The sequence below is a fragment of the Segatella copri genome, assembly GCF_949820605.1.
GTDB lineage: Bacteria > Bacteroidota > Bacteroidia > Bacteroidales > Bacteroidaceae > Prevotella.
In genome coordinates, this window is the sequence record NZ_CATKVU010000006.1 from 962,934 (window position 1) to 986,708 (window position 23,775).

19 protein-coding genes and 1 pseudogene are annotated in these 23,775 nt (G+C 47.5%); 9 read left to right on the plus strand and 11 right to left on the minus strand.

Features of this window, described 5'->3' with window-relative positions:
- The first annotated feature begins 1 nt into the window (after window position 1).
- Window positions 2-1,510: a glycoside hydrolase family 10 protein gene (locus RCO84_RS05045; protein WP_317584168.1), complete on the plus strand. Its 1,509-nt coding sequence runs from the start codon at window positions 2-4 to the stop codon at window positions 1,508-1,510.
- A gap of 128 nt (window positions 1,511-1,638) precedes the next feature.
- Here RCO84_RS05045 and RCO84_RS05050 read toward each other — a convergent pair whose 3' ends face one another.
- The gene (locus RCO84_RS05050) at window positions 1,639-2,088 is read right to left on the minus strand and encodes a hypothetical protein (RefSeq protein ID WP_117585988.1); all 450 of its coding nucleotides are present in this window, start codon (window positions 2,086-2,088) and stop codon (window positions 1,639-1,641) included.
- A 215-nt stretch (window positions 2,089-2,303) separates the two neighbouring features.
- Between RCO84_RS05050 and RCO84_RS05055 the strand changes: the two genes are divergently transcribed.
- The 7 genes from RCO84_RS05055 (at window position 2,304) to rsxA (ending at window position 7,989) form a co-directional block, all read left to right on the plus strand.
- On the plus strand, window positions 2,304-2,732 hold the full coding sequence (locus tag RCO84_RS05055; RefSeq protein ID WP_317584170.1) for a SoxR reducing system RseC family protein: 429 nt from the start codon (window positions 2,304-2,306) through the stop codon (window positions 2,730-2,732).
- Window positions 2,733-2,816: 84 nt separating this feature from the next.
- Window positions 2,817-3,659 (plus strand): Fe-S cluster domain-containing protein, encoded by an 843-nt coding sequence (locus RCO84_RS05060; RefSeq protein WP_287837435.1) that lies wholly within the window; start codon window positions 2,817-2,819, stop codon window positions 3,657-3,659.
- A gap of 2 nt (window positions 3,660-3,661) precedes the next feature.
- Window positions 3,662-5,014 carry an electron transport complex subunit RsxC gene (gene rsxC, locus RCO84_RS05065; RefSeq protein WP_317584172.1) on the plus strand — a complete coding sequence of 451 codons (1,353 nt, stop codon included), beginning with the start codon at window positions 3,662-3,664 and terminating at the stop codon, window positions 5,012-5,014.
- 50 nt (window positions 5,015-5,064) lie between these two features.
- Entirely contained in the window at window positions 5,065-6,066 is a 1,002-nt protein-coding gene (locus RCO84_RS05070) for an RnfABCDGE type electron transport complex subunit D (protein ID WP_317584174.1), read from the plus strand.
- 13 nt (window positions 6,067-6,079) lie between these two features.
- Window positions 6,080-6,754 carry an RnfABCDGE type electron transport complex subunit G gene (locus RCO84_RS05075; RefSeq protein WP_317584177.1) on the plus strand — a complete coding sequence of 225 codons (675 nt, stop codon included), beginning with the start codon at window positions 6,080-6,082 and terminating at the stop codon, window positions 6,752-6,754.
- A gap of 6 nt (window positions 6,755-6,760) precedes the next feature.
- Entirely contained in the window at window positions 6,761-7,345 is a 585-nt protein-coding gene (gene rsxE, locus RCO84_RS05080; RefSeq protein WP_022121864.1) for an electron transport complex subunit RsxE, read from the plus strand.
- Between the two features lie 41 nt (window positions 7,346-7,386).
- A complete protein-coding gene (gene rsxA, locus RCO84_RS05085) occupies window positions 7,387-7,989 on the plus strand; it encodes an electron transport complex subunit RsxA (protein ID WP_006848658.1) in 603 nt (200 codons plus the stop codon).
- A 196-nt stretch (window positions 7,990-8,185) separates the two neighbouring features.
- On the opposite strand, the gene RCO84_RS05090 is transcribed toward rsxA, so the two are convergent.
- A complete protein-coding gene (locus RCO84_RS05090; RefSeq protein ID WP_317584179.1) occupies window positions 8,186-9,133 on the minus strand; it encodes a hypothetical protein in 948 nt (315 codons plus the stop codon).
- Window positions 9,134-9,449: 316 nt separating this feature from the next.
- Between RCO84_RS05090 and RCO84_RS05095 the strand changes: the two genes are divergently transcribed.
- Complete coding sequence (locus RCO84_RS05095; protein WP_317584182.1) at window positions 9,450-10,931, plus strand: tagaturonate reductase; 1,482 nt, start codon at window positions 9,450-9,452, stop codon at window positions 10,929-10,931.
- A 190-nt stretch (window positions 10,932-11,121) separates the two neighbouring features.
- Here RCO84_RS05095 and RCO84_RS05100 read toward each other — a convergent pair whose 3' ends face one another.
- From RCO84_RS05100 to RCO84_RS05140, 9 genes and pseudogenes are all read right to left on the minus strand, one after another.
- Window positions 11,122-11,982, minus strand: coding sequence for a tRNA threonylcarbamoyladenosine dehydratase (locus RCO84_RS05100; protein WP_264904473.1), 861 nt, complete (start codon window positions 11,980-11,982; stop codon window positions 11,122-11,124).
- 436 nt (window positions 11,983-12,418) lie between these two features.
- A pseudogene (locus RCO84_RS05105) lies at window positions 12,419-13,121 on the minus strand (Rpn family recombination-promoting nuclease/putative transposase); the annotation flags it as partial.
- A gap of 182 nt (window positions 13,122-13,303) precedes the next feature.
- Window positions 13,304-14,629, minus strand: a complete 1,326-nt coding sequence (locus tag RCO84_RS05110; protein WP_317584183.1) for an IPT/TIG domain-containing protein — start codon at window positions 14,627-14,629, stop codon at window positions 13,304-13,306.
- Between the two features lie 46 nt (window positions 14,630-14,675).
- Complete coding sequence (locus RCO84_RS05115; RefSeq protein WP_317584184.1) at window positions 14,676-16,025, minus strand: TlpA family protein disulfide reductase; 1,350 nt, start codon at window positions 16,023-16,025, stop codon at window positions 14,676-14,678.
- Between the two features lie 27 nt (window positions 16,026-16,052).
- Window positions 16,053-17,609, minus strand: coding sequence for a PKD-like family lipoprotein (locus tag RCO84_RS05120; RefSeq protein ID WP_317584185.1), 1,557 nt, complete (start codon window positions 17,607-17,609; stop codon window positions 16,053-16,055).
- A 17-nt stretch (window positions 17,610-17,626) separates the two neighbouring features.
- A complete protein-coding gene (locus tag RCO84_RS05125; RefSeq protein WP_317584186.1) occupies window positions 17,627-18,391 on the minus strand; it encodes a DUF4843 domain-containing protein in 765 nt (254 codons plus the stop codon).
- A gap of 41 nt (window positions 18,392-18,432) precedes the next feature.
- The gene (locus tag RCO84_RS05130) at window positions 18,433-19,881 is read right to left on the minus strand and encodes a RagB/SusD family nutrient uptake outer membrane protein (protein WP_287819498.1); all 1,449 of its coding nucleotides are present in this window, start codon (window positions 19,879-19,881) and stop codon (window positions 18,433-18,435) included.
- 10 nt (window positions 19,882-19,891) lie between these two features.
- Window positions 19,892-22,903 carry a SusC/RagA family TonB-linked outer membrane protein gene (locus RCO84_RS05135; RefSeq protein WP_317584188.1) on the minus strand — a complete coding sequence of 1,004 codons (3,012 nt, stop codon included), beginning with the start codon at window positions 22,901-22,903 and terminating at the stop codon, window positions 19,892-19,894.
- Between the two features lie 424 nt (window positions 22,904-23,327).
- On the minus strand, window positions 23,328-23,765 hold the full coding sequence (locus RCO84_RS05140; RefSeq protein WP_006846748.1) for an N-acetylmuramoyl-L-alanine amidase: 438 nt from the start codon (window positions 23,763-23,765) through the stop codon (window positions 23,328-23,330).
- Window positions 23,766-23,775 lie beyond the last annotated feature (10 nt).

Here is a 23,775-nt window from a genome sequence, read left to right on the forward strand (position 1 = left end):
GATGAAAAGACTGAAAGCGATTTTGATGCTCGTTGTTGCAATGATGCTGATGTCGTCGGCAACAATGAAGGCTCAGAACAAACGAGAGTTTCGTGGAGCCTGGATACAGTGTGTTAACGGACAGTATCTGGGCAAGAGTACGCAGCAGATCCAGGCGATGCTTACCAGACAGCTTGATGAACTGCAGAAGGATGGCGTGAATGCGATAATCTTTCAGGTTCGAGCCGAGTGTGATGCTCTGTATAAGAGTGATTTAGAGCCTTGGAGCAAGTTTCTTACGGGGGTGCAGGGAAAGGCTCCTTCTCCTTATTGGGATCCGTTGCAGTGGATGATAGAGCAGTGTCATAATCGTGGCATGGAGCTTCATGCCTGGATTAATCCTTATCGTGCCAAGCATAGCGTAACTTCCTATGAGCAGGTTTCGCCGAAGAATATCGTGAAGAGGCGTCCAGATCTCTGTTTTCAGTATGGCAAGCTGACGCTGTTGAATCCTGGGTTGCAGGCTGCAGCCGACTATATTTGCGAGGTGGCTGTGGACATTGTAAGCCGATATGATGTTGATGGATTCCATATCGATGATTATTTCTATCCATATCCAGAGGCCGGACGTCAGATTCCTGATCAGCAGTTCTTCCGCCAGCAGTCGCGCGGCATGCGAAATATAGGTGATTGGCGCCGTGATAACGTGAGCCGGTTTGTAAAGCAGCTCAGCGAATCCATTCATGCCGTTAAGCCTTGGGTTAAGTTTGGTGTTTCTCCATTCGGCATCTACCGCAACAAGCGTACTGATCCTAATGGTTCAGAAACTTTCGGCCTCCAGAATTATGATGATCTTTATGCAGATGTATTGCTTTGGGTGAATAATGGTTGGATAGACTATTGTGTGCCTCAGATATATTGGGAGATAGGCAATCGTGCTGCCGATTACAAGACGCTCATAACCTGGTGGAATAAGCATGCTGGCAATCGCCCATTATATATAGGTGAAGATATAGAGCGTACAGCCAAGTTTGCTGACCCAGTCAATCCGCGCAGTCATCAGTTGCCAGCCAAGCACCGTTTGCATCAGCAGATGAATAATGTGAAGGGCACTGTGCTCTGGTATGCGCAGACTGCTGCCGATAATGTAGGTAATATCGGACATGCACTCCGCAACAATTATTGGAAGTATCCAGCATTGCCACCCTCTATGCCTTTCCTTGATAATAAGGCGCCAAAGGGGGTAAAGGGTCTCAAGCTGATGTGGACCGAGAAAGGTCCGCTGCTGGTATGGAAGGCTCCTAAGGCTAGCAAGAAAAAGTGGGGCAATCAGGTGAACCGTTTTGCTATCTACCGTTTTGAGAAAGGAGCTAAGGTAAATCTCAATGATGTTTCTGCACTCCAGGCAGTAACTTATGATAATTTCTATCGCATCCCTTATGTGAGTGGCAAGAAATATGTGTATGTAGTAACTGCTCTCGACCGTGTAGGAAACGAAAGTAAAGGTAAGAAAAAGAAAATTTCTTTCTAGATTGGTTAGATGATATAAACGGAAAGACCGTTAAAACCAGAAAAACCGTTGTACTCGATAGGAGAGAGTGCAACGGTTTTTATTTTGTTGGGATGGGGGAGCGGGTAGTCCTTTCATCCTGTATTTTTTTATTCTTTCAGCAGGTCGTTCAGAAAGTTATCCAGGTCGTTGTCCAGATTCTCCATCAAGTCACCACCTACGATGATTGTATCATCGTCAGCAAGATAGAGCTCGCCAATATGCTCTTTATCCTCATCTTCGAGCACAAAGCTGTATGGCTTGAGAATGCCGAGATGATCTATGATGTCAGCCTGTTTGCGCAATACATCGCGAAGCAGCTTTGCTACCTCGTCGTAGAAGTCTTCATCCTTGTTTTCTATCCATTGCTCGACAACGCAGCGGGTAATCTCGTTGTCATCGTCGTCAAAGGCCAGGAGTTCGCCACTGTCTTGCGAAACCCTTACGTGGATGTCGGTCATTTGAGAAGTCTCGTCGTCAGATTCTGGCGCAGGGAACTTTTGAGCCACTTTTCTGATAAAGCGCTCTACTTGCATGATTGTTTGCTCTAATGTTTCCATATCAATTCTTTAATAATCCATGCAAAGATACATAAAAAATTGATATCACCAAAAGAAGTTGCTAAAAAAAAGCATTTTTGCTTATAATTTGTTTTCAAACTGCCTGATTCCAGAGCATAGATAACGTTTACGCTTCTTTTTTTATATTTTCTTTTCGATTTTGTTTGCCATTTCTAAATAATGTAGTATCTTTGCACTTGAATTGCAAAAATGCAATGTCAACATTACAAATGAATAACAAAATAAAACATTCTGGCATCGTAGAGAGCGTAGAAGGAGGTTGTGTGTGCATTCGCATCGTACAGTCGTCAGCCTGCAGCGCTTGCAAGGTGGCTGCTCATTGTACTGCATCTGAATCGAAAGAGAAGATGATTGAGGTTTCTACCTCAGAGGCGTCTCTCTACCACAAAGGCGATAGCGTGGTGGTGACTGCTGATTCGGCTGTAGGATTCAGAGCCAGTTTCTATGGCTATCTCTTGCCGCTGATACTGATGGTGATCGCTTTGGTGGGTGTACTGAAAGCTACTCACTCAGAGGGAGCCGCAGCGCTCTCTGCATTGGGCATTCTCATTCCATACTATGTGGTGCTCTACTTATTCAGAAACAAACTTAAAAACAAACTGAGCTTCTCGATTGAATCATAGGGTACGTGATGTGCTTCTGTAGTTTTAATGGAGAACTCTTGTTTTAAAACAAAGAAAAAATAACAAAACAAAACACAAAAAATTATGAATTTTATTTTGATTGCTGTCTTGGTTCTCGGAGCAATCGCGCTGATTGCAGCGCTGGTTCTCTTCGGAGTATCTAAGAAGTTTGCCGTCGAAGAAGACCCTCGCTTGGGCCAGGTAGGAGAGATTCTGCCAGGTGCCAACTGTGGAGGTTGCGGTTTTGCCGGATGTTCCGGTATGGCTGCAGCTCTGGTGAAGGGTGCTGATGCCGGTTCTATCGATGGACTGATGTGTCCGGTAGGTGGTGCCGACGTGATGGGCAAGGTAGCCGACCTTTTAGGTATAGCAGTAGCCAATACCGAGCCAAAGGTGGCTGTGGTTCGTTGTAATGGTACTTGCGAGAATCGTCCTCGCATTGCCGAGTATGATGGTTTGCACACTTGTGCAGCTATGAATTCATGTGGCGCTGGCGAAACAGGCTGCGGATTCGGCTGTCTGGGTTGTGGTGATTGCGTGGCTGCCTGCCAGTTTGGCGCAATCTCTATCAATCCTGAAACTGGCATTCCTGAGGTTGATGAAGAGAAGTGTACGGGTTGTGGTGCTTGCGCCAACGCTTGTCCACGTCATATCATCGAGCTCCGCAAGAAGGGTCCTAAGGGCCGTAGAGTTTACGTTCAGTGCGTAAACCACGACAAGGGTGCTGTTGCCAAGAAGGCTTGTAGCGTTGCTTGCATCGGATGCGGTAAATGTCAGAAGGTCTGCAAGTTTGATGCTATCACCATTGAGAATAATGTGGCTTATGTTGACTTCAATAAGTGCCGCATGTGTACCAAGTGTGTTGACGAATGCCCAACAGGTGCTCTCGTAAAAGTTAATTTCCCAGTTAAGAAAAAGGAGGAATAATCATGAATTTGAGAACTTTTAGAATTGGTGGAGTTCACCCAGAAGAGAATAAAATTACTGCCGAGATGGCTACTCAGGTAGCTCCTCTCCCTAAGCAGGCGATTTTCCCACTTGGTCAGCACATCGGTGCTCCTGCCAAGCCTGTAGTTGCCAAGGGCGACAAGGTGAAGGTGGGTACACTCATTGCTGAGGCTGGTGGCTTTGTGAGTGCTCCTATTTACAGTTCCGTATCAGGAACTGTGTTCAAGGTAGATACATCTATTGATGCTACCGGTTATCGCAAGCCTTGCATCATTATTAATGTAGAAGGCGATGAGTGGGAGGAGAGTATCGAACGCTCTGATAAACTCGAGACGCTTGAGGCTCATACTGAGCTTACTCCAGAGGAAATCGTAAACCGCATCAAGGTGGCTGGTGTCACCGGTATGGGTGGTGCCGGTTTTCCTACCTTCATCAAGCTTTGTCCTCCTCCAGGAGCCAAGGCTGAGTGCGTCATCATCAACGGTGTAGAGTGTGAGCCTTATATCACAGCCGACTATCGCCTGATGATGGAGCATGCCGATGAGATTCTCGTTGGCTTGAACCTCCTGATGAAGGCGGCTAAGGTAGAGAAGGGCTACATCGGTATCGAGGATAACAAACCTGCTGCCATCAAACTCTTCGAGGATAAGACTGCTAATGACGCTCGTGTCGAGATTGTACCTCTGGCTAAGAAGTACCCTCAGGGAGGTGAGAAGCAGTTGGTGGATGCCGTTATCCGCCGTCAGGTTCCTGCTCCTCCAGCTATTCCTGTCAACGTTGGAGCAATTGTTCAGAATGTAGGTACTGCCTTCGCTGTTTATCAGGCAGTTATGAAGAATAAACCTCTCTTCGAACGCTATACTACCGTAACCGGTAAGCAGGTGAAGAACCCAGGCAACTTCCTCGTACGTATGGGTACTCCATTCTCTCAGATGATTGAGAATTGCGGAGGTTTGCCTGAGGGTGACAACAAGGTGCTGGCTGGTGGTCCGATGATGGGTAAGGCTGTAATCAGCCTCGATGTACCGGTAACCAAGGGTACCAACTCCATCACCGTATTGACCGATGCTGATGCTCATCGCAAGAAGGCTCAGCCATGTATCCGCTGTGCCAAGTGTGTGGATGCCTGCCCAATGGGCCTGGAGCCATACTTGCTCGCTACCCTGAGCGTAGTGAAGGATTATGAGCGCCTGGAGGCAGAGGAGGTAACATCCTGCATCGCCTGCGGTTCATGCCAGTTCACCTGTCCTTCACATCGTCCTATCCTCGATAACATCATCAATGGTAAGGGTGCGGTAATGGGCATTATCAGAGCTCGCAACGCTAAGAAGTAAGCGTTCACGTCAAGAATGAATTTCATTTAAGAAAGAATTTAAAAGATAAAATGGGAAAATTAATCGTTTCATTATCGCCACATGCTCATGGAAATGAGAGCGTAGAGAAGAACATGTACGGAGTGATTATCGCTCTCGTGCCTGCCATCCTCGCATCTTTCTATTTCTTCGGCTTGGGTTCAGCAGTCGTACTGCTCACCTCTGTGGCAGCCTGCGTCTTCTTTGAGTGGGCAATTACAAAATATCTCCTGAAGGAGGAGACCAGCTTGCTCGATGGTTCTGCCATCATTACCGGTCTCTTGCTCGGCATGAACTTGCCTAGTAACCTTCCTCTCTGGCTCATCATCATCGGTGCCCTGTTTGCCATCGGTGTAGGTAAGATGAGCTTCGGCGGTCTGGGTAACAATCCTTTCAATCCTGCGCTGGTTGGACGTTGCTTCCTGCTCGTCAGCTTCCCTGCTCAGATGACTTCATGGCCTGTTGCCGGACAGATGCTCAGCTATACAGATGCAACAACGGGTGCTACTCCGCTGGCTATCATGAAGACAGCCATCAAGACGGGCGATGCTTCAGTTCTCAACCAGTTGCCTGATGCGCTGAGCCTGCTCTTCGGTGCTACAGGCGATACTTTCGGTGCCGGAACTACCGGTGAGGTTTGTGCTGTTGCGCTCTTGCTCGGTTTGGCTTACATGCTCTGGAAGAAAATCATCACCTGGCATATTCCTGTCAGTATCATCGCTACAGTATTCGTATTCAGCGGTTTGATGCATTTGGCTAATCCTGTTTATGCCAATCCTCTGGCTGTCATCTTCAGTGGTGGTCTGATGCTCGGTGCCATCTTCATGGCTACTGATTATGTAACCTCTCCAATGACTCACAAGGGCATGCTTATCTATGGTGTATGCATCGGTCTGCTGACCATCATCATCCGTAACTGGGGTAGCTATCCTGAAGGTATGTCGTTCGCCATTCTTATCATGAATGCGTTCACACCTCTTATTAACACATACGTTAAACCAAAGCGCTTCGGTGAGAAGGCTGCTAAGAAATAAGGAGGACAGAGACATGCAGAAATTAGAATCATCATTAAAGAACATGGTGCTTGTGCTGGTGGGCGTAGCGCTCATCGTAGGTGCTGTTCTTGCATATATCAATCATCTTACATCTGGTCCTATCGCCGAGAAGGCTGCACAGAGTCTGGCTGCCGGTATCAAGAGTGTGATGGGTACTGAAGAACTCCAGGTGGCTGAACCTGAAGAGGTGAAGCAGGAGTTTGGTGGTAAGGAATTCTCTTTCACCATCCACAAGTGCTCAGACAAGAGCGGCAAGCAGCTGGGTGCTGCCGTAGAGAGTACTACCGGTGGTTTCGGTGGCGATCTGAAGGTGCTCGTAGGCTTCGATACTGAGGGAAAGATTATGGGTTATACCGTGCTTCAGGCTTCAGAGACTCCTGGTCTGGGTGCCAAGGCTGCTACCTGGTTCCAGAAGGACGGAAAGGGTAGCATCATCGGCAAGACTCCAAAGGATGGCGATCTCCACGTAAGCAAGGACGATAAGAGTGGCAATGCAGTAGATGCCATCACCGCTTCTACCATTACCAGCCGCGCCTTCCTCAAGGCTATCAATCAGGCTTATGCCGTTTATGCCAAGAAGAATGTTGACGGCGAGAGCGGTGCATCTCAGAAAGCAGATGCAGAGAGTGGTACATCTAAAGTTGAACATAACGAAAAGAAAGGATAAACCGATATGAGTAATGTTAAGATTTTGATGAACGGACTCATCAAGGAGAATCCAACCTTCGTGTTGCTTCTCGGTATGTGTCCTACTTTGGCTACAACAACCAGCGCCATCAACGGTCTCTCTATGGGATTGGCTACCATGGCGGTGCTGATTTGTACCAACTTTGTTATTTCCTGTATCAAGAAGATTACCCCGGATATGGTTCGCATCCCTGTTTTCATCGTAGTGATTGCAGCCTTCGTAACCATCCTTCAGATGTTGATGAGCGCTTATGCTCCCGACAGCATCAATCAGGCGCTGGGTATTTATATTCCGCTGATTGTAGTAAACTGTATCATCCTGGGTAGAGCAGAGAGCTTTGCTGCCAAGAATTCGCCTATTGCCAGCCTCTTCGATGGCATTGGTTGCGGTTTGGGTTTCACCCTCGGTTTGACCATACTGGGTAGTGCCCGCGAGATTCTCGGCGCAGGTAGTGTATTCGGTATCACTCTGTTGCCGGAGACTACCAACATTCTGATGTTCATCCTGCCTCCTGGAGCTTTCCTCACCTTGGGTTACATCATTGCTATATTTAATAAGGTAAAGAAGTAAGCGTAGGCATCGCTTCAAATCAATGAAATAAAATAGAAATTATGGAATATTTATTGATATTTATCTCTGCGATATTCGTCAACAACATCGTCTTGTCGCAGTTTCTCGGTATCTGTCCATTCCTGGGCGTATCGAAGAAAGTTGATACAGCCATCGGTATGGGTGGTGCCATCGCTTTTGTCTTGACCCTGGCAACCATCATTACCTGGTGTGTTCAGAAGTATGTACTCGATCCGTTCGGATTGCAATATCTCCAGACCCTGGCATTCATCCTCGTGATTGCAGCCTTGGTTCAGATGGTAGAGATTATCCTGAAGAAGGTTTCGCCTGCACTTTATCAGGCACTCGGTATCTTCCTGCCTTTGATTACTACCAACTGTGCCGTGCTGGGTGTAGCCATCCTGGTTATCCAGAAGGATTACAATCTGCTAGAGAGCGTGGTTTACGCCTTCTCTACCGCTCTCGGCTTTGCCCTGGCTCTCATTGTCTTTGCCGGCATTCGCGAGCAGCAGGCTTTGGTCCGTATTCCTAAGGGCATGCAGGGCGTAGCTATCGTCATGGTAACTGCAGCGCTCCTCAGCCTCGCCTTCATGGGATTCTCGGGCGTAGATGGCGGTTTGAAATCGCTCTTCGGATTGGAGTAAAACTTTTACTGAAAGTTGATAAAATAATAATGGGAATTTGCGAATGGTATAAACCGATGCAAATTCCCATTTTTTGTACTTGATTTTTCTTACTCTCTTGCTTGAGGTCTTGATTTTCTTACTCTCTTACTTGAGGTCTTGATTTTTCTTAACTCTCTGTCTTTATAAACTTGAAATTTTAACTCTTTCTCTTTTCTTATCTTCTGTGTCCGAAGCTTCCACCGCCATTGCTCTTGCTTGGTGTAGAAGAGCGAGGGGTGAATCCGCCGCCACGGTTGCCAGACCCGCTGCTGAATGAACGGCTCATGCTGCTGCGGTTGCCTCCGAAGATATTACTTCTTCCGCTTCCGAAGCTGCTGTTGCTCTGACGGCTGCTGTTTCCGAAACCACGGTTGTTGCTAGTGCTGCTGTTGCTGCTGCCGAACCCGCGGTTAGGGCGGCTATTGCTATTGCCGAAACCTCCGTTGTTATTTCCGAAGCCTCCGTTCTGAGGGCGGTTGCTGTTTCCGAAGCCAGCGTTGTTGTTAGGGCGGCTTGCATTACCGAAACCACAGTTTGGGTTCATCTGAGGTCTGTTCTCGCGGTTCAGATTTCCGAAAGATCTTCCTCTGCCGTAATCACCACGGTTGAATCCGTCTCTCATACCTACTCTAGGATGTCCACCAGGGTGAGGGCCGCCGAAACTTCTTCCGTAATACCAGCTTCTGTTTCCGTTTACTCGCCAGCTATGAGCTCCACGGTAAGATACGTAGAAGTGAGGGCGACCGAAGTAGAAATAGTCGCGGCGAGGATAGCGGGCGTAGATGCCGAAGTGCCAGTAGCCCGCATTCCAGTAGAGCGGACGGTAGAAATAGGTGGCATTGAGATATGTTCTATACTGCCAGTCGAGCAGGATATAGCTCAAATCCATATTGCGCTGGCGCCAGTAAGCACCATACAGGTCATCGTATGTATCTACACTCATCAGGTAGTCGAGGTTCACCTCGTAAGCTGCCTCATACTGGTCTTCCGTAAGATTGAGCTCGTAAGCCATCTTGTCTGTCAGGAAGAGAGCCTGCTGTCTTGCCTGCTCATAACTCATTGCAGAAGCAGTAGTGAATGTCATCATGAACATGGCTACCAGAGTTATTATCATTCGTTTCATAATCGTATATCTTTAAATTGTTATACTTCATGTTTCTTTTTTCTGGTGCAAAGATACGATGTTTTTTGCTTCCACGGTCGGGATTTCCCCTAAAGGGGTGGGGGAAAATCCCTACTTCTTTATTTTGTGCCTGCGCAGTCTATATATAATAAGGTATAGAACCAGAGTGGAGCGTAAAGGTTTGCGTAAAGTTTTTCGCTGTTTTTGGAACAATCAAACGAAATATTTACTACCTTTGCACTCAGAAAAAACAATCTGATGAATAGATTGGAATTTAAAACGAAAAGTAAAATAATAAAGACAAAATAAACAAATCATGAAAGAGCTAAAAGCATTAAACAAGCGCACTGCTCCTAAGAGCGTCGCTCCAGAGAAAATCATTCAGTTTGGTGAAGGTAACTTCCTCCGTGCATTCGTAGATTGGATTGTATGGAATATGAATAAGAAGACCGACTTCAACGGTTCTGTCGTTGTAGTTCAGCCATTGGCTGGTGGTATGGTTGACTGGCTGAACGGTCAGGACTGCCTCTATCACGTAAACCTTCAGGGTAAGGAGAACGGCCAGGCTATCAACACATTGGAGCGTATCGACGTTATCAGCCGTGCACTGAATCCATATTCTCAGAACCAGGCATTCATGGCTTTGGCTGAGCAGCCAGAGGTGCGTTTCATCATCTCTAACACTACAGAGGCTGGTATCGCATTCGATGACTCTTGCAAGTTTACAGATGCTCCTGCTGCTTCTTATCCAGGCAAGTTGGTTCAGCTCTTGTTCCACCGCTACAAGTTCTTCGAGGGCGACCCAACCAAGGGTATGATCCTGATGCCTTGTGAGCTGATCTTCCTGAACGGTCACCACCTCAAGGAGTGCATCTATCAGTATATCGAGCTCTGGAAGGGCGATATGGGTGCTGATTACGAAGGCTTCAAGGAGTGGTTCACCAACCACTGCTACGTTTGCGCTACATTGGTAGACCGCATCGTTCCTGGTTTCCCACGCGATACCATCAAGGAGATTCAGCAGAAGGTTTGCTACAAGGACAACCTCGTGGTTAAGGCAGAAAGCTTCCACCTCTGGGTTATCGAGAAGGCAGAAAATATGACAGTAGAGCAGATGCAGGAGGAGTTCCCAGCTCATAAGGCAGGTCTCCACGTGCTTATCACAGATAATGAGAAGCCATACCACGAGCGTAAGGTTACCCTGCTGAATGGTCCTCACACCGTATTGAGCCCTGTTACATACCTCAGCGGTGTAAACATTGTTCGCGATGCCTGCGAGCACCCAGTATTGGGCAAGTACATCCACAAGGTACAGTTTGAGGAGTTGATGCAGACTCTGAACCTCCCTATGGATGAGCTGCAGAAGTTCGCTTCTGACGTATTGGAGCGTTTCGAGAATCCATTCGTAGATCATCAGGTAACCAGCATCATGCTCAACTCATTCCCTAAGTTTGAGACTCGCGACCTGCCTGGTGTCAAGATTTATCTTGAGCGTAAGGGCGAGTTGCCACAGGGTTTGGTATTCGGTCTCGCAGCTATCATCACTTACTATAAGGGTGGTGTTCGCGAGGATGGTGCTCCTATCCAGCCAAACGATGACCAGAAGATTATGGACAAGCTCACCGAGCTTTGGGCTACTGGCGATACCCAGAAGGTAGCTGAGGGCGTATTGGGCTTCGACTATATCTGGCACGAGGATTTGAACAAGACAGTTCCTGGCCTTACCGAGTTGGTTAAGAAAGATCTTGACCTTATTCAGGAGAAGGGCATGCTGGAGGCAGTTAAGACTATCCTCTAATTTAAAAAAAATGTTCGTTCATAGGTTCAAATAACGATTAAGATTAGAAAAATAGTTATAAGGTTTTGTGTTAGTTGTTAGCTATAATCTTCTAGCTAATAGGTTAAAGGCGGGGAGCTTGTGAAAGCGCCTCGCCTTTTGCGGTATGTTTTGTAAGTTTCTTTTCAAGTGACTGTTGTAAAGAAAATAGTTATTCAATGATGTGGTTGATGACCATTCCTGCGATAGCCATTCCGAAGGTTGCGGTGATGTGACAGAGCGAACCGTTGATCTGTGCCTTAGTAGAGCACCATTCGTGTTCTACCAGTCGCTGGTCGCCCGGAGCATCATATACGGCAGTATCAGTACCCCTCTCTCCGCTAATGAGTTTGGCTTTCGGGCATAGGCATCCGCCCGTGCCGCAGGCTTTGTTCACCCCCTGGTTCTGCATCGGCTTTTCTTCACTGTATACGCACTGGAATTTTCGTCGTGGGAAGGTTTTGTTCTTCTTGAATTTCTTTCGCAGTGCTCTTGCCAGCGGGTCTCCATCCACCTTCCAGAATTCAGATTTTCTTACCTTGAAGGGGTCGGTGCGCAGGGCAGCTCCCATAGAAGATATAAAGGTGATTTCCTTAGGCAGGGCAGTGGCACGCAGAATGAGGTCAGCCTTATCCTTCAGCGAGTCGATGGCATCGATGATGATGTCGTATTGCTCCATGTGGAATTCATCGGCAGTTTCTGCCTGATATATTTTCTGATAGGCTGTGATGTTGGCATCGGGGTTGATTTCGAGCAGTCGGTTGCGCAGCGCCTCTACCTTCACTTCGCCTATGGTTCGGCTTGTAGCCATCAGCTGGCGGTTGCAGTTGGTTACGCATACCCTGTCGCTGTCTACGATTGTGATGTTTCTCACGCCGCTTCTCAGGAGTCCTTCTGCGCACCATGATCCTACTCCTCCGATACCGAAGATGAGCACTCTTGCCTTCTGAATTTTCTCAAGATTATCCTTTCCCAGGAGCAGTTCGGTGCGTCGCTGCATTCCCCGCTCCATTGTCGTTATTTTATTCTCCATTTTATTGTTTGTAAAGAATTCTAATGTATATATCTGATGCAAAGTTAGTGAATTTTTATTTCATCCATACTTAAGTTAAGAGTACTTGCCACAATATCAGCTGATACTCCAGCCTGTAGAAGTTTTTTGGCTGATTGCAATTTTTCCTCATTAGCTCTTTTTAATTGCTCCTCAGCTTCCTTTCTCTGCTCCTCAGCTTCTTTTCTCTGCTCCTCAGCTTCCTTTCTCTGCTCCTCAGCTTCTTTTCTCTGCTCCTCAGCTTCTTTTAACTGACTAGATGTTGCCTCCAGCTGACTAGATGTTGCCTCCAGCTGACTAGATGTTGCCTCCAGCTGACTAGACGTTGCCTCCAGCTGACTAGACGTTGCCTCCAACTGACTAGAGGTTGCCTTAAGTTTCTCCTCAGTATCATCATTAGCTTTCGTCAAACGCTCCAACCTGCCGGCAAGCGTCTTCTCTACGCTCACCATATCCCAGAATTCATCATAACCCAGAAGTTCCTCCTCGGTATAGGCTGATTCTTCAATCTCTGATACGGCTTTGGCTATCTCCGGATTTGCCAGCAGTTCTGCCGGAACTTCCTTCGTTTTCTCATCAATTTCTGTCAGATACCTAAGCCATAAAACCTGCATTTTCTTCTCTGTAAACGTATGAGGCGTAAATTTCGGCAACTCTACAAATACCAGATGCAAACCATCAATTACTTTTTCGGTATGTTCCTCATGTACAAGATGGTAATAGTGGTAATAATCATCCAGTTCAGGCTCAAATACTTCATTAACCAAGTTGAGAGAATAAACTGGCTTCAGAAGAGAATAATCTTCTCCCCTGTTTAGCTGCTTTACATATGCCTTGGAAGCATTGAAGAGAACTCGCTGCTTAAACTCTGCAGACCAAACCATCTGCATTTCTACAATAAACTGACGTCCCTGGGCATCCTCGCATCTCACATCCACTATGCTATATTTTCGCGTGGGTGTCTGGGGAACCATTTCAGGCGTAAGATATGTCACAGAAGTGATTTCCTCTTCCTCACTCTTAAAAGGAAGAAGGGCGTTAAGCAAACTTTTTACCAACTCGGGATGTTCGCCAAACACTTTTTTGAAGGTCAAATCGGCCTTAGGATCCAAATATTTCATAAGCCTTTCTTTTTTTTCTGCAAATATACGCCAATATTCCGAAACTTGCAAGCCTTTTCCATATTTTTTTTTGAATGTCTCTTCTTTACACAATAATTAAAGCCCGATAGGAGAGCGTTGCTGCTTCCTGTCGGGCTTTGATTATTATGTATCGTTTAAGCGATTTGTAAAGGCTTAACCGATTACTTGTTCTTGTACTTGACAACTACCTTGTTGGCATAAATGCCTTGTGCCTGTGAAATGGCAGCACCTGTGCTCTGTATGGTCAAAGCGTTGTTCTCAAATGAACTCTCAATACCTGTTGTGGCTTTGATCATTTCTCCTGTCTCCATATCCAGATCATCAGCAACTACCTGATTTGGAACATAGGTAGATACCTTTACGTTGCGGTTGAGAAGGAAACCAAGGAATAAGTCATCACGGCTCATTAACCAGCTAAAGGTGTTCAGCAAATAATAAGGCTCTACGGTGTTTGGGCATGTACGGATACTCTTATTTGTTGTGAACTCGTTAGTTAAGCTTAGAGTATATGCAGACAAGTTGCCATCAGTATAAGTGCTCAGGAAATTTACATCAGCGTCATCTGCTGCACCTACCTGCTTAACGCTTGTGAGGTAACCGTTTGCATCGTAGCTCCAAGTATAAGTTGCCTTTTCGCCTGTCATCATATCTATAACTGTACTGCTGATAACGCGACCCTGATCATCAAGAGTATAAGTATAAGGATTATTCTCTACAGAAACAGTTTTTCCGTTGTAATTGAAAACCCAACCAAGACTACCATTAGAAGTAATTTCCTTGAGAGTTCCATCTTCATTGTAAGACATGTTGAGAGTTAAAACGCCTTCTGTAAGGCCCAAGTTAGGGGCATACATGTTGAGTGCCGCATTATCTGATACAGTAATGCTCTCAACCTGGCGTTTCTGGAAGGCATATACCTTACCTAACTCCCAAGAAGCATTGCCGCGAACCAGAGATACGGCATATTCGCCCTCTGCCAAATCAGCAGGAATAGTAATCTTTATGCCATCAGTTGTAACTGTTGTCTCTAATCTCTTGTCACCAACTACAATCTTGTCGCCCTGGGCAAAACCGATACCGGTAAGGGTTACTTCCTCGCCAATACCCATCTCGCCTGGCAATGACAAGGTAGAGATTGGGTTGTCAGCTGCAAGAAGAGTCAGGCTGCCCAATGTCCAGCTATCATTACCTGTCTTCAATACTACGTTTACCTTACCTTTAGTCATGGTGTAAGGAATGGTGAAGGTTGCACCGTTAGAAGTCATCTTGGCATTGGTGTTAACCTCAGTTCCCTGCTCTGGCTGGAGATAAAGAGTCTGACCAGCAGCGAAACCGCTACCCTGTACTGTTACTTCGGCACCAATCTTTGCAGAAGTTGGAACCACTGCATTGCTTACTGGGTTAGTAGGACCATCGTCGTCTGACGAACACGCTGAGAAAGTGATGAATGCACAAAGCATCAACATCATTGAAATCAATTTTTTCATACTGCTGTGTTTAAATTAATAAATATATTGTTTTTAAACTCTATTCTTACAACCCAGGCTGACTGTTCAGAATCTTCTCTGTGTCCTCGCTTGAAGGACGGGTCATGTCTGGATTCACGATTCTGCCGTTAGGATCGAGGAGGATGAAGCGAGGAATGCCGCTGATGCGGTAATCGCTCTGGAACTTGCTGCCCTTACCGATATAAAGTTGTGTACCGCTCAGTGCACCGCTCTTCACCCTGGCAGCCCACTTCGCCTTGTCCTGGTCGATAGAAAGACCTACGAAAACGATGTTTCTGCCCTTGAACTTCTCTTCCAGTTTCTTGAGGAATGGCAACTCTTTCTGGCATGGTCCGCACCAGGTAGCCCACATATCTATATATATGTACTTGCCACGGAAATCACGGAGCGTCATCTCCTTGCCGTTTACATCCACACCCTTGAACATAGGTGATGGACGCCCCACAGCCGCTTTGTCCCATTTGGCACATGCCTTCTTGAAGATGTCATTCAGGCGAGGCGATGTAACATAGGTATAGTACAGATTCTGCAGATCGGTGATGTTCTCCACGCCATTACCTTCAACATAGGTGAAAGCCAGGAAATGAATCAGCGATTCGCGCACCTTGTCGCTCTTCGTATTCTCGCCGATATAGCTCATCTCTGCAAGCACCTTAGGATAGAGTTGGCGGATGTTCTTTCCCGCTTCATCAAATACGTGGGCTGTCTCAATCATATAGTTGCGATACTCATCGTTGTCGGCGAGATCATCATCCTCCTTCACATATTGGCGCAGGGTATCGTAATAGTCCTTACCCAATACCAGAGTGGTATCCTGAGTGAGATAAGTATGACTTACCGGATACATCAGGAAGGCATTGGCATAGAAGTAGGTGATTCTGCCTTCTTCCATCTTCAGGAATTTGTCGTCGGCAGCAAACTTGCGTGCCTTCAGCAGGCGTTTCATCGAAGCTATCTTCTTGTCAACGGTAGCCTTAAACTCGCTCCAAGGCTGGATGTAAGCCTCATTAGGCAAGCCGGTTAACTGAATCTTGTTCAAGTAATCGATAGCCTTCTCGTTGCCGCCCTTCACGGCGAAGGTGTTGTCGAAATCGTTGGCATCGAACGAGATGGTTACATCGTCGCCCTTCTGCAGATATACGTTCTTGGTCTTCTCGCCATAATAAACATTGGCATAGAGAGCATCCATGCCGTCGAGCTGCACGGTAGCCTTTCCGTCGGTCAGTGGAAATTCGTTGACGCTCATGTGGTAAACGAGTACAACATTGGAGAGCACCGGATTCTTGACGTCAAATCTAACGGTGATGCCCTCAGCGGCGTGCATGTTCACTGCAGCAAGCAGGAACAGAAACAATGATAATATTCTATTCTTCATTTTTACTTTCTTTTTTAAAGTTGATGATTAGTTGGTACGCTCACGGTAAGTAGCATCTACTATCTTGCCGAAGCCTGAATAGCTGGTAGGTGTAACCTTAGAGAAATCGCCCTCTGCGCTCATGCCGTCGTAGATGCGGAGTGTACCCGAACCATTGCTGTTCTCTGAACCTACGATGAGATCGTAATCATGGGCTGAAGCTGAATTCTGATAGAAATTAAACTTCATCATCGTGATGGTTTCGCCGTTGAAACTGAACTGGCGCTCTGCCTTCAATGGTTTCTCCGAGAGGTTCACGCGATAAACGGTACCGCCTACAGCATAATACATGTAGTTCTTCTGCGAACTGAAGGCGAAGCAAAAGGCATTGGCGATGTCTTTGCAGTCACTCAAGTCGCCGTAGTAAGCCTTACCCAGTGCAAAGGTGCAGTCGGCATAGCAGAGCATATCACCCAGCTGAATGCCATACAGTTCAAACTTCTTTCCGCTGCGCAGGATGGTATAGGTGATGCCCATCTTGGCATTTCCCGGGTCGTACTTGGTATTCTCCATATATACAAAGTCCATGCCTGTAGGGTATTCGCTGAAGGCTTTTCCTGTAACCATATCCGATCCCTTGTATCCGGTAGCTATCTCTTCCATATCCTTCATGCTGTGATAGGAAACATCAGAGAGTGAAAGACCCGGCAGGAATGGACAGCAGGACATGAAGCACTTGTTCACATTATCATAAAGCAGATAGATGGATGCGTAAGAGGATGCTCCGATGTTGGCTCCTACAGCTGGTGCAAGAACAGGCTGCTTGTTGACGGCAGCGAAGAGTCCCTGAATACCCATGTTGGATGCCGAATATGCATAGCCGTCGCTCACAATCATTCTCATCATGCCGCTCTGGTCGCATACCATGCTCTGTGGCTTCAGGTTGGTCTGCTTGGCTACCTCGTACTTGAAGTCGTAATCCTTCTGCCATACAAAACTGTTCTTTGACAGACGGGTGGCTCCGTCGGCAGTAAAGAGATAGAAAGGAGAGTCGGAATGTCCGCTGTTTGGCGCATACTGGATGCTGTATGGATGATTCAACTCAGGCATTCCGCTGCTCTTGAGGATGTCGAGATAGGTCTTTCCTGTAATCTTCGATATCATGTCGAGACGGGTCTTGCCGTTCACATCACAGAGCACCATCCAGCCTTCTGAAGAGGTATCGCTCACGGTGAGTGTATAGCTCTGCTGCCAGAAGAGTCCGGTCTTCTTCTCTGTTGCGGTGAAGTAGAGGGTATATTCTCCTGCAGGAAGCGTCATTTCCTGCACGAGATGTTTTTCGTTGCCAAGCACGGTCACCTTGTTGTCGCTCGACTTATTGATGACCTTCCACTCGTAGTTGTAGGCATCGAGGTCGGTAATGTTGTCGCCCAAATTCGGGTCGAGGTCGATGTTGGCATGGGTGAGTACCGAGATGGTCTCAGGTACGCCGGTGATAGTAGGCTCGTTCAGACTGTGATAATCGTAGTTGCCCTCATCTTGCGAGCATCCTGCCATCATCGTAGCCATCATCAGAGCCGCTGCCATTATTTTATAATTTCTCATAATCTTCCAGTTTTTTTTTATTCTCCATAGAAAGCCAGCGCATTGCCCTTTGCATCGAATGCATCGGTATCGTATGCCTCGCCGTTGTTGCGAAGTTTCTGCTGCTCTCTCACATAGCTCCGCATCTCAGAACTTACATAGCTCTGCATGGCAAGCGTCATCTTAGAATCGTCGTTGAAATCGGCTGGGTCCAGATCGAGTACCTTGCAAGCCAGTTCGAACTTCTGCTGGGTGAAATCGCCGAGCAGATCGGTCTTCCATGCCTTTGGTGCCGTGGTAAACTTGTCAGAGAAGATAATCTGATAAGAAAGGGTAGAAACCACATCGCCGTTGGCTGTCGTCTCTTCGGTAACAGGAAGAGTGAAGTTCTCGTTAGGCTGCAGACTTACTTGTATATGCTTCTCCTGAGTTTTCAGGATGGCAGTACGTTTCAGCGTAATCATATATTCCAGTACGGTTTCGCCCGCTGGCATCTCAGCCTTTTCAGGCAGGATGTAGTCTGTGCCTTTCTGTGCATCCTCCGAGCTAACCGTGAGGGCTATCTCGCGAGGGTGGTCTGTAGGACGGCCTACCAGCTGTATCTTGACAGGCACCTGCATCTCATCGCCTTTCTGATAGACAAAGGTCACATTGGTGTTTGCCTGCAGGATATTGGTGTTGGAGCGATTGTTCAGGTAAACGCCGTTAATGTTCTGAAAAACATCCGGTTCCTGTTCGCTACATGAGCCTAGAGATAGGGCTGCCATCGCTCCAATCAATAGAGTCTTTATCTGATATTTCATATAAAAATCGTATATAATTAGTCTTAACTATAAACTCTTAACTAGTTCTCTGTCTCAGAGTCAGGCAGTGGAACCACGAAGATGAGGTCGCTTGCCTTTGGATTCTTGTTCGCGTTAGAAGAGGTGATGATGTCGCTGTTCAATCGCTTGTAGAGATAGAACAGCTGGCCTTCGCCATACAACTCGCGGATGTACTCATACTTCAGTAAATCAGGAGTCAGGGTCTGAAGGTTTGCTACACCACGGTTTCTGCGCAGGGCGTTGACATACTGTACTCCCTTTGCCAGATCGTCGCTCTGGCTCTCGGCTGCTATGAGGAACATCTCACCCAGACGTATCATCGGAATCATCGTGTTCTGGATGCTTCCGTTAGCCACCATATCGCTATACTTGTAGAAATAACGGTTGCTGCCTGTTGCTATCCAGTTGGCACGGTAACGGTAGTCGTCCTGATAGCCGCCGGTTGTTGCTGCACCGCCATACACGATGTTGCTCATCAGGTTATCGTCCATGCGGAACACATAGTTTGGCAATCGTGACGGATCGTAGAAATTCTTGTGAATCTTGCTGCGGCTGGTGTTGGTCAGTGCAAACAGTACCTCTGAAGAGAAGATGCGGTCAGGGTCGGCTGGCGAACCTATAACCAGACTCTTGTCTACGAATGGGAAGATGCCCTGGTCGGCTGTCTTGATGACATCGGTGGCATACTTGAACGCCTCGGTCTTATTGCCCATATAGAGATTCACACGAGCCAGAAGGGCCTCTACGGCATAGTAGTTGAGTCGGAGAGCACGGTAGCGCATGAAGTTGCTCGTACCGTCTTGCGAACCGCTCATCAGGGTTCCTTCTGTTTTCACCGGATCGTTGGCAAGCAGGATGCGGGCTTCCTCCAGGTCGGCAACCACCTTCTCCGCCACCTCCTTGGCTGTGAGGATAGGCTCCGGGCTGTTGGTCTGCTTATTATAATAAGGTATCGCCTTCTTATCGCTGTCCTTGGCATAAACCGGACCGAAGAGGCGTAGCATGTCGAAGTGCAGCATCGCTCTCAGCGCCAGTGCTTCTCCCTTTACGGCATAATAGTTGCCGCCTGTAAAGAGACCTTGGTTCTGGTCGATACTTTCCAGAATCTTGTTGCAGTTCAGAATCAGCGCATAAGCCTTGTTCCAGGTCTGGTCCAGGCGGTTGCGCCAGTATTCTGTGCCATACTGGTAGTTGGAGAGGTCTTTGTAGTTGCCCCATACACTGTTGTCGGTACCGATGGCGTATGCACCACCCATCACCTCAATCATCTCTACCGACAGCGACTGACCGTAGAGTGCATCGCTGTTGAGGTCGATGTAGATACCGTTGAGCATTTTCTGGTAGCCTTCTTCTGATTTCTGAAGTTCACCCTCCGATATCTTGTCGTATGGTTTCACTTCCAACCAGCTGTCGCACGAAACCATCAGCGTGCTGCAGGCTAAAATCATTGTATATAATATCTTTTTCATTTCTTGCTTTTTAGAATGTTGCACCTATTGAGAATGACACGGTACGGGCAAACGGATAGTCGATGCCTCGCTCAGCCTTTACAGTTGACCAACGGAAGATGTCGTTCATGTTGGCCTGAACGGAAAGAGCTTGCATGCCAAACTTCTTGGCGATGTTGAGCGGGAATTCGTAACCCAGATTGATTGACTCGCATGTAAGTGTATTCTCATCCATTACGAAGCGGGATGACTTGTCGGTTTTCTGTACCATCGAGATGCCCTTGAACTGGGCATTGCGGTTGTTGATGCTCCAGCGGTCGTAGAGGGCACGGCGGTCCTGGTTGTTGTAGATGTCGGCTGTTCCGATGTTCTCTACCTTGTCGAAGAGCGAACTGTTGAAGAGCTGGCCGCCATACTGGTAGCGGAAGAAACAGCTGAATGAGAATCCCTTGTAATAGAAGGTGGTTCCCAGCAGTCCCTCTACATCCGGTTCGGTATCGCCGCATACTACCTCGTCGCTGGCATCATAGGTAAACGAATAGGTGCCGTCGCGCTTGATGAACAGCTCCTTGCCGGTAGCTGGATCGATGCCTGCTGAACGTACTGCCCAGATGGCTGTAGGACTTCCGCCGTCGTAATAGCGGGTGGTGTTGTGGAGTCCTGTCTTTCCGCTCTCGTTCAGTGCGCTGAAGGCATTGCCGATGTTGGCATATTTCGACTTGGAGTGGGTGGCACTCAGCGAGATATTCCAGTTGATGCGCTCATGAGGCATATAAATAGGAGAGAACTTGATGGTGGCTTCCCATCCGTTGGTCTTCTGCTTACCGGCATTCAGAGCCTCGCTCGTTACACCCATAGAACCTGGGGTGGTGATGATGGCGAGCAATGGGTCGGTGTTCTTGATGTAGTAATCAAGCGTCAGATTCAGACGGTTGCCCAGCGTGGTGATATCGGCTCCCACGTTGTAGTTGATGGTCTCCTGCCATGCCAGATCGTTGTTGCCCAAGCTGTTGATGATGACACCGGTACCGAATACGTTGGTCATCAGACTGTTGAACATATAGGTGGTATAGGCCTGGTAGGCAGAGAAGTTCTGGTTGCCCGGATTACCCACAGAGGCACGCAGTTTGAGCATCTGGAAAATGCCGTTCTCCTGCATCCACTCTTCGTTGTGGATATTCCAACCCAGACCTACTGACCAGGTGGTACGGAACCGGTTGTCGGTGCCAAACATTGAGGCACCATCGTTGCGCAGGTTGAAGTCCAGCAGATAGCGGTTGTCGTAGGCATAGCCACCGTTCAGATAGAAACTGGAGGCATGCTTGATGCTTTCGCTGTAGCTTGGTTTGCCGCCTGTAGGGTAGTTGTTGGCAAAGGATGGGGCATCAAACTGGTCGTCGGTAAAACCGGTGGCTGAATAGCCATTGGTCTTGCTGGTGGTATTGCTGAAGTTGAAACCCAATACGGCGTTTATCTGATGCTTCTCTGCTATCAGCTTTCCGTAGGTGGCAGAAAGGTCGCCTTCGTAGTAGAGATATTTCTGCAGGCTGTGTTGGAATAGTCCCTTCTGGGTTGCTTCCTGGTCATCAAAGTCGGTATGCTCTGGCGAAAGGCGCTTGTCCTGGGTATCATCATACTTGGTGATACCGAATTTGCCACGCACACGGAGATCAGCTGTAGCAAACCATTCGGCGATGAAGTTGTTGGTAAAGCCGAAACGCTGTCCCTTGTCGTAGTTGTTGAGATGCGCATTCCAGAGTGGGTTTGATACAGGGTTGTCATTCAGCCCCTCTTCCGGATAGTAAAGATACTTGTTGATCTTGCCGTCGGCACCATACTTTCTGTAATATGGGTTGGCATAGGCATATTCCGAGAAACTAACGGTCGGGTTGTTGGTCTCCAGATAGTCGATGGAGAGTTTGTTACTGAACTGGAATTTGCCGGTGCGGTAAATCAGGTCGAGGTTTCCGCCCAGAGTCTGGCGGTCTGAGCCCTTCATTACGCCGTTCACCTGTCCGAAGTTCAGCCCCAGTCCGTATCTCACGTTGCCTTCTCCACCTTCGGCATATACGTTGTGCTTATGGGTGAATCCGGTGCGCAGAGGCACACTGAGCCAGTAGGTATCTACGCCCTGCTCGATATCGCGCAGACGGGAATTGTAGAGATTATCCAACTTGATCTGGTTGAACGGATCGTTGGTCTTGTCCTTGTATACGCCTGCCAGTTTTTCGAACTCCAGCTTTTCGCGGGAGTTCATCAGATTGTAGTCTGAAAGGTCAGCGAAATCCAGACTGTAGTCGCCCTTATATGAAATCTGCAGCTTACCCTTTACCGGAGCCTTGGTCTCGATGACAACCACACCATTGGCAGCTTTTGAACCGTAGATGGCTGTAGATGCCGCATCTTTGAGCAGCGTAACCGATGCTACGCGGTTCATGTTGAGGTTCATCACGGTTTCCAGGGTTGTTTCGAAACCATCCAGGATAAAGAGTGGCTGGTTAGGGTCGGAACCATATTCCTCCTTCAGTCCGGCAACGCTCGACTTACCTCGGATTTCCACGTCAGGCATCTTGTTAGGGTTAGATCCTGAGAGTGCGTTGTCCATAATCTTGAAAGATGGGTCCAGGGTTTTCAGACTCTGGAGTACGTTCTGTGCACCCACGCTCTTGAGTTCATCGCCCTTGAAGGTAGCCGAAGAACCGGTAAAGCTTTCCTTCTTGCGTCGGTATACACCTGTAACCACCACATCCTTGATACTCTGGGCTTCAGATTTCATCATGATGCGGGCAAAGTCGGCATGGTTGCTGCCTGTAAATCGGATTATTGTCTTTTTGTAGCCGATGAAGGAGAGTACGATGTTGCACTCCTTCCTAACGGGCAGTTCGAAGTGTCCATCGATGTCTGTCGTTACGGCGTTGGTTGTACCTTCGATAGCTACGGTTACACCAATCATGGGTTCATGGTCACTGCTATCGAAAACTTTTCCCTCTATCACTCCTTGCTTAACAGCAATTTCTGTTTGGGCTGCTGCGTTCCCATTCACATTCTGTGCCTGTATCGAGGCAAGGGATGGGGGGGGGTGAGGCAACAACCTAGCAAAATCCAGCGGCAAGCGCTAGGGGTAAACTGATTCTTTTGCATAAAGTTTATTTTTTGTTTCTCGTATTCTTTTTCTAGTTTTTCTGCAAGCTCTTGCTTTTTATTGTGCATGTTTCTTCAAGTTCTTGCCAAATCTTTTGCAAAGATAACATATTTTTTGAAAAATAACCTCTTTTAAATGTTAATTCTGCACTTTTTTTTTCACATTCTTACAAATTGATGCTATTTTTTTCATTTTCGTATATGATTTTTCTGATAAATAGTCCATATAACGCCGATGAAACAGAAAAAGCCCCGCAGGAATACTACCTGTGGGGCTTGAATCAACTTAAAAAAATAAATACAATGAAATCCTTTCCGAAAATCGGCTAGATGTGGAAATCTACCAACTTCAGCCATCGCTTGACATCAAACGACGGACAGTCTTTGTGAACGTTCGGCAAATCGCGGTGGCCCAGTATCTCTGCATCAGGATAGGAGAGGCAGAGGCTCTCCAGAAGCGAATACAGAGCCTGATTCTGGGCTGGAGTGCGCGTATCGGCAGGCTTGCCGTTCTTGTCGAGACCTCCCTCATAACAGATGCCGATGCTGTGCGCATTGTAATGACGGGCATGGGCTCCTACTTCCGATTCCGGGCGACCCGGATATACCACACCATCCTTCGTGATGTAATAATGATATCCGATACTCTTGAAACCGCGGGCAAGATGGCAGGCCTCCAACTGCTCGAATGTGAAATCCTGTGTCACTCTCGTGGCAGAACAGTGAATCACGATGAGTGAAATGCTACGATGTTTCTGTGTCATGGCAACCTCC

Coding starts and splice junctions, on each gene's coding strand:
- RCO84_RS05100 (WP_264904473.1), bottom strand. CDS start 11,982: ATGGAGAATAAAATAACGACAATGGAGCGGGGAATGCAGCGACGCACC.
- RCO84_RS05120 (WP_317584185.1), bottom strand. CDS start 17,609: ATGAGAAATTATAAAATAATGGCAGCGGCTCTGATGATGGCTACGATG.
- rsxC (WP_317584172.1), top strand. CDS start 3,662: ATGAATTTGAGAACTTTTAGAATTGGTGGAGTTCACCCAGAAGAGAAT.
- RCO84_RS05110 (WP_317584183.1), bottom strand. CDS start 14,629: ATGAAAAAATTGATTTCAATGATGTTGATGCTTTGTGCATTCATCACT.
- RCO84_RS05060 (WP_287837435.1), top strand. CDS start 2,817: ATGAATTTTATTTTGATTGCTGTCTTGGTTCTCGGAGCAATCGCGCTG.
- rsxE (WP_022121864.1), top strand. CDS start 6,761: ATGAGTAATGTTAAGATTTTGATGAACGGACTCATCAAGGAGAATCCA.
- RCO84_RS05115 (WP_317584184.1), bottom strand. CDS start 16,025: ATGAAGAATAGAATATTATCATTGTTTCTGTTCCTGCTTGCTGCAGTG.
- RCO84_RS05095 (WP_317584182.1), top strand. CDS start 9,450: ATGAAAGAGCTAAAAGCATTAAACAAGCGCACTGCTCCTAAGAGCGTC.
- RCO84_RS05055 (WP_317584170.1), top strand. CDS start 2,304: ATGTCAACATTACAAATGAATAACAAAATAAAACATTCTGGCATCGTA.
- RCO84_RS05050 (WP_117585988.1), bottom strand. CDS start 2,088: ATGGAAACATTAGAGCAAACAATCATGCAAGTAGAGCGCTTTATCAGA.
- RCO84_RS05125 (WP_317584186.1), bottom strand. CDS start 18,391: ATGAAATATCAGATAAAGACTCTATTGATTGGAGCGATGGCAGCCCTA.
- RCO84_RS05070 (WP_317584174.1), top strand. CDS start 5,065: ATGGGAAAATTAATCGTTTCATTATCGCCACATGCTCATGGAAATGAG.
- RCO84_RS05045 (WP_317584168.1), top strand. CDS start 2: ATGAAAAGACTGAAAGCGATTTTGATGCTCGTTGTTGCAATGATGCTG.
- RCO84_RS05075 (WP_317584177.1), top strand. CDS start 6,080: ATGCAGAAATTAGAATCATCATTAAAGAACATGGTGCTTGTGCTGGTG.
- RCO84_RS05090 (WP_317584179.1), bottom strand. CDS start 9,133: ATGAAACGAATGATAATAACTCTGGTAGCCATGTTCATGATGACATTC.
- RCO84_RS05130 (WP_287819498.1), bottom strand. CDS start 19,881: ATGAAAAAGATATTATATACAATGATTTTAGCCTGCAGCACGCTGATG.
- rsxA (WP_006848658.1), top strand. CDS start 7,387: ATGGAATATTTATTGATATTTATCTCTGCGATATTCGTCAACAACATC.
- RCO84_RS05140 (WP_006846748.1), bottom strand. CDS start 23,765: ATGACACAGAAACATCGTAGCATTTCACTCATCGTGATTCACTGTTCT.